At 45.4% G+C, this 13,838-nt stretch carries 11 protein-coding genes; 5 read left to right on the top strand and 6 right to left on the bottom strand.

Annotated elements, in window-relative coordinates:
- The first annotated feature begins 200 nt into the window (after positions 1-200).
- Together CLV31_RS05480 and CLV31_RS05475 are read left to right on the top strand one after the other, a co-directional pair.
- Positions 201-1,070 carry a UDP-2,3-diacylglucosamine diphosphatase gene (locus CLV31_RS05480; protein WP_111391882.1) on the top strand — a complete coding sequence of 290 codons (870 nt, stop codon included), beginning with the start codon at positions 201-203 and terminating at the stop codon, positions 1,068-1,070.
- A 1-nt stretch (position 1,071) separates the two neighbouring features.
- A complete protein-coding gene (locus CLV31_RS05475) occupies positions 1,072-2,196 on the top strand; it encodes a glycosyltransferase family protein (RefSeq protein ID WP_111391881.1) in 1,125 nt (374 codons plus the stop codon).
- A gap of 3 nt (positions 2,197-2,199) precedes the next feature.
- On the opposite strand, the gene CLV31_RS05470 is transcribed toward CLV31_RS05475, so the two are convergent.
- Both CLV31_RS05470 and CLV31_RS05465 read right to left on the bottom strand, forming a co-directional pair.
- Positions 2,200-4,341, bottom strand: a complete 2,142-nt coding sequence (locus CLV31_RS05470; protein WP_111391880.1) for a M56 family metallopeptidase — start codon at positions 4,339-4,341, stop codon at positions 2,200-2,202.
- Positions 4,341-4,706 (bottom strand): BlaI/MecI/CopY family transcriptional regulator, encoded by a 366-nt coding sequence (locus CLV31_RS05465; protein WP_111391879.1) that lies wholly within the window; start codon positions 4,704-4,706, stop codon positions 4,341-4,343. The genes CLV31_RS05470 and CLV31_RS05465 overlap by 1 nt, the downstream gene beginning before the upstream one ends.
- A gap of 321 nt (positions 4,707-5,027) precedes the next feature.
- Between CLV31_RS05465 and CLV31_RS05460 the strand changes: the two genes are divergently transcribed.
- Together CLV31_RS05460 and CLV31_RS05455 are read left to right on the top strand one after the other, a co-directional pair.
- A complete protein-coding gene (locus CLV31_RS05460) occupies positions 5,028-7,700 on the top strand; it encodes an MGH1-like glycoside hydrolase domain-containing protein (protein WP_111391878.1) in 2,673 nt (890 codons plus the stop codon).
- Positions 7,672-8,274 carry a ribonuclease HII gene (locus CLV31_RS05455; RefSeq protein WP_111391877.1) on the top strand — a complete coding sequence of 201 codons (603 nt, stop codon included), beginning with the start codon at positions 7,672-7,674 and terminating at the stop codon, positions 8,272-8,274. Before CLV31_RS05460 ends, CLV31_RS05455 begins: the two co-directional genes overlap by 29 nt.
- Before the next feature lie 57 nt (positions 8,275-8,331).
- On the opposite strand, the gene CLV31_RS05450 is transcribed toward CLV31_RS05455, so the two are convergent.
- From CLV31_RS05450 to CLV31_RS05435, 4 genes are all read right to left on the bottom strand, one after another.
- Positions 8,332-8,769 carry a hypothetical protein gene (locus CLV31_RS05450; protein WP_111391876.1) on the bottom strand — a complete coding sequence of 146 codons (438 nt, stop codon included), beginning with the start codon at positions 8,767-8,769 and terminating at the stop codon, positions 8,332-8,334.
- A gap of 208 nt (positions 8,770-8,977) precedes the next feature.
- Positions 8,978-10,363, bottom strand: a complete 1,386-nt coding sequence (locus tag CLV31_RS05445; RefSeq protein WP_111391875.1) for an NAD(P)(+) transhydrogenase (Re/Si-specific) subunit beta — start codon at positions 10,361-10,363, stop codon at positions 8,978-8,980.
- Positions 10,360-10,647 (bottom strand): NAD(P) transhydrogenase subunit alpha, encoded by a 288-nt coding sequence (locus CLV31_RS05440; protein WP_111391874.1) that lies wholly within the window; start codon positions 10,645-10,647, stop codon positions 10,360-10,362. Before CLV31_RS05440 ends, CLV31_RS05445 begins: the two co-directional genes overlap by 4 nt.
- Before the next feature lie 14 nt (positions 10,648-10,661).
- Positions 10,662-11,786 (bottom strand): Re/Si-specific NAD(P)(+) transhydrogenase subunit alpha, encoded by a 1,125-nt coding sequence (locus CLV31_RS05435; protein WP_111391873.1) that lies wholly within the window; start codon positions 11,784-11,786, stop codon positions 10,662-10,664.
- A gap of 487 nt (positions 11,787-12,273) precedes the next feature.
- Between CLV31_RS05435 and CLV31_RS05430 the strand changes: the two genes are divergently transcribed.
- On the top strand, positions 12,274-13,740 hold the full coding sequence (locus CLV31_RS05430) for a Gfo/Idh/MocA family protein (protein ID WP_111391872.1): 1,467 nt from the start codon (positions 12,274-12,276) through the stop codon (positions 13,738-13,740).
- Positions 13,741-13,838 lie beyond the last annotated feature (98 nt).

The following is a 13,838-nucleotide window of genomic DNA, read 5'->3' as shown; positions in this document are numbered from 1 at the left end:
TGGGTTCTGAGCTCTTGTTTCTAGTATCTAATGTCTAAGGTCTCTCATCTCAATCCTATAACTCTCATCCCCCTTTTTCACTTTCCCTTAACTATTCCTTCATTTCTCCCAAAGAAAATTCCGATTTCAACACAAATTGATAACAACCTAAACATCATGGATTTACACTAGCGATCTAATTTTCCCTCAAATCTGATCGAGTGAATACATCCTTCAAAACCATTGTCATCTCTGATGTTCATCTGGGAACCAAAGGGGCCAAAGCCAAAGAAATCGCACGCTTTCTCAAGCAATACCGCTGCGAAAACCTCATCCTAAACGGAGACATCATCGACGGTTGGCAACTCAAAAAATCCGGAAGCTGGAAACGAAAACATACCCGTTTTTTCAACCGCGTCCTGAAGATGATCGAAAATCATCAGACGAATGTCTTCTACCTTCGCGGCAACCACGATGATTTTTTGGATCAAATTCTCCCGCTTCAAATCGGCAAACTTCATATCCAAACGGACATGATTTATGAATCCCAAGGGAAGAAATATTTCATTACCCATGGGGATGTTTTTGACAGCATCACGACCAATTTGAGATGGATTGCCTACCTCGGCGATGTGGGATACACCTTTCTGCTTTGGCTCAATCGGGTGGTCAATTACTACCGGTTCAAGGCTGGATTGCCCTATTTTTCACTTTCCCAATACATCAAAGGCAAGGTCAAAAAAGCCGTCAGCTACATCGATGATTACGAATCCGAACTTGCCAAAATGGCCAAAGCCAAGGGCTGCGACGGGATCATCTGCGGGCATATCCACAAAGCTGAAAATCGCATGATCGAAGGCATTCACTACCTCAATTCGGGAGATTGGGTAGAGACCATGAGTGCCCTTGCCGAAGATCACCAAGGCAATTGGCAGCTGATCTATTATCGGGAAATCAATTTCAAAAGCCTTTACCTACCCGCCCAAACAACTGAGGATGAAGCTTGGCCCAAGGAAAATCTGATCCCCTTGCGAAAAGTCTCCTTTGAGCAAAATCCAGACGAACTCAATCCACCATCCATCCGCTTCTGACATGCGCTTTTTATTTATCATCCAAGGCGAAGGACGAGGTCATCTGACTCAGGCGATCTCCTTTGCCCAGCTGATCCGATCCCAAGGACATGAACTGGTGTCCGTGGTCGTAGGCAAAAGCAAACGAAGAGAACTTCCGGATTTTTTCAGAAAAGAAATCTCTTCTCCTATTCTGTCGGTAGACAGCCCCAACTTTGAGTGCGATGCCCAACAGCGAAAAATCCAATTGGGCAAAACCATTTGGAAAAACATACTGAGATTTCCTGTTTTCTGGAAAAGTCTGCAAGCCATTGATCAAGCAGTAAAAACAGCCCAACCGGACGTGATCTTGAATTTTTATGACCTGCTGGGAGGTTTTTATAACCTGTTTTTTCAGCCAAAAGCCCGGTTTTGGGTGATCGGGCATCAATACTTCATCTGGCATCCGGATTTTCATTTTGTGCCCAACCGGCGCCTTGAGAAATTTCTATTTCAGCTCAACACCCAGATGACGGCTTTGGGCGCGGATGAAATTTTGGCACTCTCTTTTTTACCACAGAAAAAATCAGGATCCAACCTCAGAGTTGTTCCTCCCCTGCTCAGGAAGGAGGTCATAACTCTGAATCCCATCCAAAGAGATTTTTTCCTGGCTTATATGGTCAATCCAGGATATGGTGAGGAAGTAATCCGATACGCAAAAAAGTATCCCCATCTTCAAATCAAAGCCTATTGGGATAAAAAGGATGCAGCCGAGGTAGAAAATCCATTGCCGAATCTTAGCTTTCATCGGGTCAATGATCTCACTTTTCTGGAAGACATGGCAGCCTGCAAAGGGCTGGTTTGTACTGCGGGATTTGAGTCGGTATGTGAGGCGATGTACCTAGGGAAGCCCGTGATGATGATCCCGGTAGCCGGGCAATATGAGCAAGCTTGCAACGCGCTCGATGCAGAAGCTTCCGGTGTGGGCATTGCATCAGCAGATTTTGACTTTGGGAAATTTGAACAGGTACAAAAAAAGGACCCCGAAGGATCCTTGATATTCAAAGAATGGACAGCTTCCTGGCCGAAAATCCTTTCTGAAATCACCGAAGTCAAAGAGCAAATGGCTTCGGAAACCTCACCAACCCAAATTCCTGCATTTCAGTAATAGCTAGCAGGCCATGCTTTTCTTTTCCTCCTCGGTCAAATCCTCCATTTTCTTGTAAATGACTTTTCCCTCTTTGGTCAATCTGGCAAAAGGAAACGAGGGCTTTTTGACCTGCATTTTATCTTCTAAAGAAAGACTCGCAAAAGTTTTATCCAACAGTCTATACTCCTTTTCCAGCTGACTCATTTCTTCTTGGCTGAATTTTTCAAAAAGTCTGTTCCTATTGACTCTGGTTTCGTATTTAGAATAAAGATTCCAGTAAGCGGATTTATTCTGAGGCAATGCTGCCACAGTTTTCCCGGTACTGCCTTTACTTGGCGCAATTGGCTTTTTGAGCATTTTCTTTCGGTTGTCCGGGGTTTTTGCATAGGCATCTTCGAGTTCTTCGAAAAGCCGCTGAATTTCCTCCTTCACTTCAGGCTTGTTAGCATCGGGAGAAGCCTTGAGCTTTTCGTAGCGGGCATTTTTTTGAAGAAATGCCGTAATAGGATCAGGAAAGCGTGAAATATCTTTCATCCAAGTAACATTTCGCTGAGTGAGCGTAATGGTATCCCGGTTGGTTCGGGGTCGAAACATTTCGGAATTAGGCCCAAAGCTTTCCTCATAGTGCTTGGGAGAATATAAGTTAACCTGAAATGGCTGTGGGAATCGAGCGGAACGCGCATTGGCTTTCACTCCGGATTGAAAATACCAATCAAAATCCCCAGGTTGGTACTTAGCCAAAACTGTATTATTCACAGACTTCCCATCGATCCAAAGCGCAAATTCATCTTTATTTTTCCAGGCCTCATAAGTCGCTGCATCAGGACTTTTCTTTTCTACCGGTTTATCAGTGAAAAGTAAGCCCGTCTTCTCTTTTTCCGAAAGCTCAGTGTATCGCTTTTGGGTGTATTCCATGTCCACACTCTCGATCAGAATAATCGCATCTCTAAAGTGCCTTTCTCTTGCAGATTCGGAAGAGGAAGTTTCTTTTTGACCTTCTGTCTGTTCGTATTTAACCCGACGAACTTCATTTTCTCTGAGCAATTCTTGAATATCAGCCAGTTCTCCCATTTTCAACTTGGGATCGGCGGTCAGATGGACGATGGTTTTTTCACCATTTACATTGGAAAGTTCACGGACCAGCTGTTCTCGATTTATCGGATTCCCATTCAATAAAAGCTCCCCATCGGCAGTTATGTGAATTGAGATGGATTTGGATTCATCCGAAAATTGCACTTCTGCCGACTGCTCGGCTGGTGCACTCACGGCTACTTTCTCGGCGAAAAGTGCTACAACAATGCCCAAGAAACCAACCAAACTGGCCAATTTCAGGACTTGAATTCCGGGTTTTGAGGTCTTTTTCATCATGGAAAATCGTTTTTTGGTTAAGGGAAAATTCAATCGGCTCCCCAGCGCATATCCATGCTGACCGGAAAGAATGGAAATCAACAGGAATTGGTAATCTCTGACAGGAAACTGCTTAATCACTTGTTGGTCGGCTATAAATTCATGGTTGAGCCGAATGGCTTGTCGGGCGAGATACAAGCCGGGATGAAACCAAAGTACCACCAACAAAACTTCGACTAGGAGAATATCCCAAGAATGTTTTTCATGGACATGGCATTGCTCGTGGAGAAAAATCGCCTCAGGAATCCCATCTTTCTCAAAACCTTCCTTGTGGTAAAAAATGTAACTCAAAAACGAAAAAGGAGCCGTGGATTCCGAAAGCAAGACCACCGTTTCGCCCCGATACATCACCCGAAAATTTCTCCTGACTTGGTCATGTATCAGCCGGATATTTCGAATAAACCGAATCAAACACACCACGAAGCCAAGAAGATAAATCGACCAAGCTATTTTTTGCCAAGGGATTCTGGCAGGTTCTGGAGAAGCCTCTATCCGATTGAAAGAATCAAAATCAGCATCTTCGGAAGGTAGTGTTTCTGAAAAAGAATACTCAGGAGGAAAAATCTCCGATCTCATAAATTCAGGACTGACTTTCTCCTCAACCTCCAGCGTAACCAAAGGAATCAAAAAGGACCCAAGTATTGCCGCGAGAAGAAAAAACCGATTGAACCGATACAACAATTCCTGCTGCAGAACGAGCCGATGAAACAGCAGCAGCAAAAGCAAACAAAGTACGGATTTGAGCAAGTATTCCATTATTTTTTCCGGTTGAGTTGGTCGTCGATCATGGATTTGAGCTCTTCGAGCTGAGCTTCTGTAAGCGAAGTCTGCTGCGCAAAAAAGGAAGCAAACTGAGCCGGGGAGTCATTGAAAAAATTCTTGATCAAGCCCTGAATATGCTTTCCGAAATAGGTCTCTTTGGAAACCAAGGGAAAATAGGCTCGGGATTTACCGGTGGACTCATAGCCCACAAACTTCTTTTCCTGCATTCGCTTGAGTAGTGTGGATACCGTAGTGGCGGCAGGTTTGGGATCCGGATAGGAATCGATCAAGTCCTTGAGGTAGGCTTTTTCTAACTCCCATAAATAATTCATCAGTTCTTCTTCGGCTTTTGGCAACATGGTCTCAGGTATTTTCTTCTACAAATGTAGAATAAAATTAATATTCTACAAGTGTAGAACATATTTTTTCTATGTTCTTAAAAAAAAGCAGCGATCCGGAAAGACCTCCAGACCCTATCCCCTGTTGAAAAATAATGGATTCTGCTTCAAATCAATCGGTTTCCTGAGTTTCAACACCTTAGACCAATTAGTCAATTAAGGATTTCTTTTCATTTACATAAAAAATCAGGGACACATTTTCCATGAACACTTCGGCCTTTTTTGCTTTTTAATTGATTGAAAATGATAATTTCGACCCCTGCTCAAAGGAGAAAAAAGTAAATGTCTGCTGAATATATACGATTACAGGAGGATAAGGAGCGTAAGAAACATTGGAAGAAATGGGGACCATACCTCACAGAACGCCAATGGGGAACTGTACGCGAAGATTACAGCCCGGACGGTGCTGCTTGGGAAAATGTGACCCATGACGATGCCCGAAGCAAGGCTTATCGATGGGGAGAGGAAGGAATAGCCGGAATCTCGGACCATAAGCAAAAACTCTGTCTGGCTTGGGCTTTTTGGAATGGTAAAGACCCCTTCATCAAGGAAAGGCTGTTTGGACTTACCGGCAATCAGGGGAATCACGGGGAGGACGTGAAGGAAATTTATTATTACCTCGACTCCACCCCCACCCACAGCTACATGAAGATGCTGTATAAGTATCCTCAGGAGGAATTTCCCTACCAAAAATTACAGGAGGAAAATCAAAAAGCCGGTAAACTGAAAACCGAGTATGAATTGATCGATACCGGAATTTTTGATGACGATAGATACTTTGACATTTTTATCGAATATGCTAAAAATGACATTGAAGACCTGGTAGCCAAGGCCACTATCCATAATAGAGGACCGGAGAAAGCCAAAATCTGGATCATGCCTACTGTCTGGTTTCGTAAGACCTGGTTTACCGGACATGAGCCGTTTATGCCAAAGCTCAGCAAACTCAACGAGCAAACCATCAAAGCGTTTAGCCCTAAATCAGGAAACTTCCTGATCTCATTTGATGGGACACCTGATCTGAAGTTTTGCGACAATGAAACCAATAGGGAGCGACTATACGGCATCCCAAATGAGCGAAAATTCACCAAGGACGCCATCAATGATTGGATTATCCACGGAAATGACAACCGAATCAATCCTGCCCATGCAGGCACCAAAGCTGCGGCCGTCTATGAGATAGAAATTGAAGCCGGAAAATGCGCAGAAGTGAAATTCCGAATGCAGCATCAGCAAGAAGAAGCCCCGCTGGAGGCCTGTGACGGCATTTTGGAAACCCGGAAAAAGGAGGCGGATGAATTTTACGACACCATTCAAAGCCGAGTCACTGACGATGATTTAAAATCCATTCAGCGTCAGGCCTTTGCGGGGCTGATGTGGTCCAAGCAATTTTATTACTACGATGTCAATCGCTGGTTGGAAGGAGATCCCGGACGGTATCAGCCTCCGAAAGAGCGGAAAAAAGGCAGAAATCATCAGTGGACTCATCTCCAGAACTATGACATCATTTCCATGCCGGACAAGTGGGAGTATCCATGGTATGCGGCATGGGATCTGGCTTTCCACTGCATCCCGATTGCAAGGATTGACCCGGAATTTGCCAAGCATCAGCTTTTACTGCTGCTCAATGAATGGTACATGCATCCCAACGGGCAGATTCCCGCTTACGAGTGGAATTTCTCTGATGTAAATCCACCTGTGCATGCTTATGCTGTACAACGGGTATACCAGATTGACAAAAAAATGAACGGAGGTGTAGGCGATCGGGAATTCCTCGAGCGTGCCATGCACAAATTGATGTTGAATTTCACTTGGTGGGTCAACAGAAAGGACAGTGAAGGAAACAACATCTTTGAGGGTGGATTTCTCGGATTGGATAATATCTCGCTATTCGACCGCAATCATGCTCAATATTACCAAGGGAAGCTGGAGCAAGCCGACGGTACATCCTGGATGGCGATGTTTTCCCTCAACATGCTTCGTATTGCACTGGATCTCTGTGAATTCAATACCGTCTACCAGTTTAGCGCCACCAAATTCCTCGAGCACTTCCTGTACATCGCCGGAGCGATGAACAACATTTCCTCCGAACACATTTCACTTTGGGATGACGAGGACAATTTCTTCTATGACATTTTCCATTATCAGGGAAAAGAACCCAAAAAACTTAAAGTGAGGTCCATCGTAGGACTTATCCCGCTTTTTGCGGTTGAACCCATCCGCGAAGATCTGTTTGACAACCTTCCGGAATTCAAGAAGCGATTGGATTTTTTCCTGAAAGAAAAACCAAAATTGGCGGCCCTGGTCTCGAGCTGGATTCAGCCGGGCTATGACAAAAGAAGGCTTTTCTCCCTGTTGAGGGGTCACCGCATGAAAAGCGTTTTGCATCGCATGCTCAATTCGGATGAGTTTCTGAGTGACTTTGGAATCCGATCTCTTTCCAAATACCATGAAAAGCATCCTTATGCGATGAAGATCAACGGGGACACGCTTTCGATCAAATACACCCCCGGGGAATCGGACACGCGTATGTTTGGCGGCAATTCCAATTGGCGAGGGCCGATCTGGTTTCCGATCAATCACCTGATCATCGAATCCCTGAAGAAGTTTGACTACTACTACGGGGGGGATTTCTCGATCGAATACCCTACCGGTTCGGGTAATTTTATGACCATGGACATGATTGCCAAGGAGCTTTCGCTTCGCTGTATGCGGATCTTCACCAAGGACAAAAATGGCCATCGTCCGGTATTTGGAGCCAATAAAAAATTCCAGGAAGACCCACATTTCAAGGATTACATTCTCTTCTACGAATATTTCCATGGGGACTCCGGTAAGGGATTGGGTGCTTCCCATCAGACGGGCTGGACCGCATTGGTAGCTGAGATGATCCACAAATATTTCAAACCTTCCCCCATAGAATCCGATGCCGCTTCTCCCCTTTTTAGAAGCTGACCGAATCGAAGCCGGATGCGATGAAGTAGGCAGAGGGTGCCTGGCTGGTCCGGTTGTGGCTGCCTCGGTGATATTGCCTTCGGACTATCATAATCCCTGGATCAACGATTCCAAAAAACTGAGCAAAAACAATCGGGAAGAGCTGATTGCCGAAATCAAGGACAAGTCTCTTGCCTGGGCCATCGCAGAGGCGAGTGTGGGAGAGATTGATCAGATCAATATTTTGAATGCTTCTTTTCTGGCCATGAAAAGAGCGGTTCTACAGTTGGACCCGCAGCCGGATCATTTATTGATCGATGGTAACCGTTGGAAATCAGACCTGAATCTACCCTTCACCTGTGTGATCAAAGGAGACGGGAAATTTGCATCGATAGCGGCTGCTTCCATTTTGGCCAAAGTCTATCGGGATGATCTGATGGAAAAACTCGCACTAGAATTCCCTCACTTTGCCTGGGAAAGGAATGCCGGCTATCCGACGAAAGCCCATCGGGAAGGGATTGAGAAATTCGGCAGTACCATTTGGCATCGAAAAAGCTTTCAGCTGCTGCCAATTCAGTTGGACCTTGATTTTTAACCTACAAAAAAGCCTCTCGGGATTCCCAAGAGGCTTTCGGTTTATTTTAAGGGCGAATTATTTCTTGATTCGTTCAAATACCATTTTGCCGGTAGTCGCATTCTTGCTGATGGGCTGGAGGACCAACTTATCCTGAGAAAACTCCACAATTTTGGCCAATCGATCTCCTTTTTCATCGTGAATCAGCAGCATGTCTCCGTCACTTAACTCTACTTCTGCTTCTTTGCGGACGATAGTCTGATCTTCAAAATCAATGTATTTCAACTTATTGCCCTCCATGAATTCGTAGACCGTATTTTCAAGTCGGGCCTTGATCCGGGCATCCATGCTTGCCCGCTGATTGGGATTGGCATTTTGGTATTGCTGGGAATAAACGATTTTTTGCATTCCTTCAAAATAGGTCAACTGCCAGGATCCAATCAGGTCTTTGTATTCAACCTGAAACCAAACTCGAAGGGCAAGAAAAAAAGCAGCAAGTACAAGTGTCAATTTCATCTGTTTATAATTTGATTTTTAATGGCCAGATGGAATGCCCCGGATAATCATTCCCCTGTGTGAGAAGCATTTACTCATGGGCATTTCATGATATGGAATCGGCAATTATTTTGCCAAAAAACAAAGAGGGTAAGATTATTAAATCCTTACCCTCCTTCCATCTCCTTTTGTCAAGTGTACTGCGCGGAAATGTAAATCAGCACACTGATTAGCTCATCTCCTTCATCTCTCCCACCACCTTAGTAATCGTCTGCTTGGCATCTCCGAAGAGCATCAGACAGTTGGGATAGCCAAAGAGCTCGTTTTCGATGCCCGCATAGCCTTTGCCCATGCTTCGCTTGGAGACGATGACAGTCCGGGCTTTGTCGGCATTCAGAATTGGCATTCCAAAGATCGGGCTGGCTGGATTGGTTCGTGCAGCCGGATTGACTACGTCATTTGCCCCTACGACAAAAACGAGATCGGTATTGGAAAAATCATCGTTGATCGCTTCCATTTCGATCAGCTTGTCATAGCTGATATTGGCTTCTGCCAAAAGCACATTCATATGACCCGGCATCCGGCCCGCCACCGGGTGAATGGCAAATCGAAAATCGATATTTCGCTTTTCACACTGCTCCATCAATTCCCGGATCACGTGTTGTGCTTGCGCTACCGCCATACCATATCCCGGCACCACGATTACTGAAGAAGCCGAATCAAACAACAAGGCTGCTTCCTCTACGCCTACTTCTTTGATCACAATCTGAGGTCCATCAGCCGCAGGCCCAGAAACTGTCTGACCAAATCCTCCTAAAAGCACATTGACCAATGAGCGGTTCATTGCTTTGCACATGATCTGAGTCAGGATAATTCCCGATGCGCCTACAAGTGAACCTGCCACGATCAACACATTATTATTCAGAATGAACCCGGTCGCACAAGCAGCCATCCCGGAGTACGAATTGAGCAGGGAAATCACCACCGGCATATCTGCGCCCCCGATAGGAATCACAGTCAAAATACCCAGAACTAAGGCAATCACCACCAGGACAGCGATGAAAAGAGGATTTCCGGGATTCAAAAACACCAAAACTGCCGCCACCACAAATACGATCAGCAACATCAAATTGATGAGGTGCTGCCCTTTGAAGGTAATGGGTTGACCGGAAACCTTGCCGTCCAACTTCAAAAAAGCAACCATCGAGCCGGTAAAAGTCACTCCTCCTATCAGAATCGATAGAATTATGCTGATCAAATTGACCGTATCCAAGCCTTCAATTAGTTGGCTTTTTAGGAAAAAGTCTGAGAGAGCCACTGCAAAGGAAGCCAATCCTCCGAAGCCGTTGAATAAAGCAACCATTTCGGGGATTTTGGTCATTTCCACTTTTCGGGCATAATAAAGACCTATGACACCGCCAAGCAGAACACAGGCGAGCATTTCAGGAAAAGTAGCCAAATTCAGATTGACCAAAGTAGCCACAATGGCCAACAACATTCCCACTGCAGAGAGCACATTTCCCTTACGGGCATCTTTGGTTTTTCCAAGAAACTTGATCCCAAGAATAAACAGGATCGAAGAGATCAGATAGGCGATTTGGACGAGATTGCTCATTTTTTCTTAAACATTTTAAGCATCCGGTCTGTGACAGCATATCCTCCGACCACATTGATGGTAGCAAGAACAAGAGCTAGCATACCCAGCCACTTACTAAGGGTGGAGTAACCCAGTTCATTGGTGGCGATGAGTGCGCCTACGATGGTGATTCCACTGATGGCATTGGAACCTGACATCAAAGGTGTATGAAGCGTCGGCGGCACTTTGGTGATCAGTTCAAATCCCAAGTAGCTAGCCAACACCAACACATAAATCAAAATAATGAGTGCAGAGGCATCCATAAGTCTGTGAGGGTCTATTGATTCAAAATACTTTTGGTAAAGGAATGTACCAGTTCACCTTGATGGGTAATCAGGACACCTTTGGTAATTTCTTCTTCCAAGTCGAGATTTAACCCATTCTTAGAAGCTAGGTGCAGCAACAAAGTGGAAATATTCACGGCATAAAGATTACTTGCATTGACTGGAAGCAGTGAAGGCAAATTGGCCTCGCCAATGATCGTCACGCCATGTTTTACGACTGTGGCATTTTTTTCGGATAGTGCACAATTACCACCGGATTCGACCGCCATATCCACAATGACCGATCCTGTCTTCATGCTTTTCACCATGTCTTCAGTGACCAGAATGGGCGATTTTTTACCCATAACCAAGGCGGTAGTAATCACCAGGTCGGCATCTTTGATTTTGTCACGGATGAGTTGCTGCTGCTTTTCGAGGTATTCGGCAGAGACTTCTTTGGCGTATCCGCCTTCGACTTTTACCCCTTCGGCACCTTCTACGGTCAGGAAACGGCCTCCAAGTGACTCTACTTGTTCCTTGGTCTCAGGCCGTACATCGGTACATTCCACGATGGCTCCGAGTCTTTTGGCGGTAGCGATGGCCTGCAAGCCGGCTACTCCCGCACCAAAAATCAAGACTTTGGCCGGAGTGATCGTCCCTGAAGCGGTCATCATGAGGGGAAAGATTTTTCCCAAATGGTTGGCTCCCAACAGTACGGCTTTGTATCCGGCCAAATTGGCCTGAGAGGAAAGCGCATCCATTTTTTGTGCCCGGGAAATCCTCGGCACCGCATCCATGGAAAAGGAAGTAATGGATTTGGCGTTGAGCGCCTCGATGATTTGGGGAAATTGATAGGCATACATGTAGGAAATGCAGGCCGATTTTTCCTTCATCCTCGCGATTTCATCCAGTGAAAATAAATTGACTTTGAGAAGAACATCAGCTTGATATACTGCTGAAGCAGGGCCTACTTCCGCCCCTGCAGCTTTGAAATCTTCATCCGAAAAATAAGATCCCTCTCCCGCTCCTGACTCGATGATGACTTCAAATTCTTTTTTCCTGAGCAATTTGACCACATCAGGACTAAGGGCCACTCGCCGCTCATTTTCTTTGGTTTCTTTGAGAACTCCGATTTGCATTTTATGGGGTTGTTCTGGGCTAAAGCAAAATTTACTAAGGGTAAATCACCTAAAGCTAAAGAAAGCATGGCAAAAGAGAAAAACATCAAAACCTCCACAGGCGAAGTTTTCGCTTATTTTTTAGTAAAAAGACCATGAATTTCCTTCTCTGGACTATTCGTAATCGATTTCTAACAACACTCCCCTTTCATTAATTTTTTTTCAAAAAAATTACGGAATCCTTACCGATCTATCCGTACCTATCAGGTTTTGTTGAAAAAAGTTTTTTAACGCTTCTACCACTTATCCAAAAATTTCGAGAAACTTCATTTTTACCTTACAGAAGGAGACAGAAATCACTATTTTCAAAAAGTCTTATCTCAGTAGTCCGTTTTGATCCAAAAAACCTATTCTATCTGTAGCAAGACCCAAAGGATTTTCTTATCAAAAAACTCAACTGATTCTACCTAATTCCAAAATCACATTAAACCTCATTGACAATAACCCCATGAAGAAACAGGATTCCAACGCTGCGGGGCAAACCCGTAGGGATTTTATCAAAAATGCGGCAATTGCTTCGTCGTTTTTTATCGTTCCGAGACATGTACTCGGAGGAGTGGGCTTCACCGCTCCTTCAGATCAACTCAATCTAGCTGCTATCGGTGCCGGCGGAAAAGGCCGGAGTGATATTTTGAATGCTTCGGTCAACGGCCGAGAGCGTGTGGTGGCGCTCTGCGATGTGGACTTCTCGGGCTCCGCCAAAGACTCCGTCAAAAGCTTTCCCAATGCCAAGCTGTATGCGGACTACCGCAAAATGCTCGAAGAGCAAAAAGACATTGATGCGGTAACGATCTCTACTCCGGATCACGTGCATGGTCCTGCAGCCAAATTTTGCATGGAGCGAGGTAAGCATGTCTATGTGCAAAAGCCCATGACGCACAATATCCGCGAGGCCCGAATGCTCACTCAAATGGCTCGTGACCAAAAAGTCGTGACCCAAATGGGTAATCAAGGAGCCTCCAATCCGCTCATGGACATGATCCGCGGCTGGATGGATTCGAACAAAATCGGAAAAGTCTCCAAAGTCCAAATCTGGACCAACCGGCCTGTTTGGCCTCAAGGAGGTCCTTTCCCTAAAGCGGATTCAGGCTCAAAACCAAGCGAGCTCGAATGGGATCTGTGGCTAGGACCGGCGCCGGAAATACCATTTACTCCAAACCTACATCCATTCAACTGGAGAGGCTGGTGGGATTATGGTACAGGCGCTCTCGGTGATGTGGGATGTCACCTGATGGATATTCCTTTCCGAATGCTCGGATTAAACTATCCGACAGATGCAGAGTGCTCCGTTGGCTCGGTGTTTTCGCAAATGTGGACTGCGGATTACAACCCGGAAGGTTGTCCTGCGTCTTCCTTCATCACGCTTCACTATGGCCCAACTGCGAAAAATCCGGTTCCGCTCGAAATGACTTGGATGGATGGTGGTATCCGACCATCACATCCTGACATCATTCCTCCTGACCATGACCTCGGCGGAGCCAACTCCGCTAACGGTGTCATGATGATCGGAGAAAAAGGCATCATCACGCACAACATCAACGATAGTTCGCCTTTGATGCCAAAGTTATACCTGTATGATGGCACTCAGGAATTTGGTCCGGATCGGATCGAAGGCACCGAACCGGAATATGGACATCAGCGGAAGTGGGTGGATGCCTGCAAAGCGGGTTTTGGTTCTGCAGAACACAAGGCTTTGACCTCATCCTTTGACTACGCCGGCCCGATGACTGAGACGGTTTTGATGGGTAACTTGGCCATCCGAAGCTATATGCTCAGAAGAAAAAATGCGCAGGGCAGAGACGAGTTCTTCGGTCGCCGAAAGCTTCTTTGGGACGGTGAAAACATGCGCATCACTAACCTGGAAGAAGCCAATCAGTTTGTGGGTAGAACCTACAGAAAAGGATTTGAAGTATAATCCAGTCGGCAGTCACAGTAATCAGTTTTTACAGATTATTCCAGAAACCGTGGGTGGAAATGCTCACGGTTTTTTTGTGATTTTTTTAGAATTTACCG

It is taken from the genome of Algoriphagus aquaeductus (assembly GCF_003253485.1).
Taxonomy (GTDB): domain Bacteria; phylum Bacteroidota; class Bacteroidia; order Cytophagales; family Cyclobacteriaceae; genus Algoriphagus; species Algoriphagus aquaeductus.
This window is presented reverse-complemented; position numbering and strand designations above follow the sequence as displayed.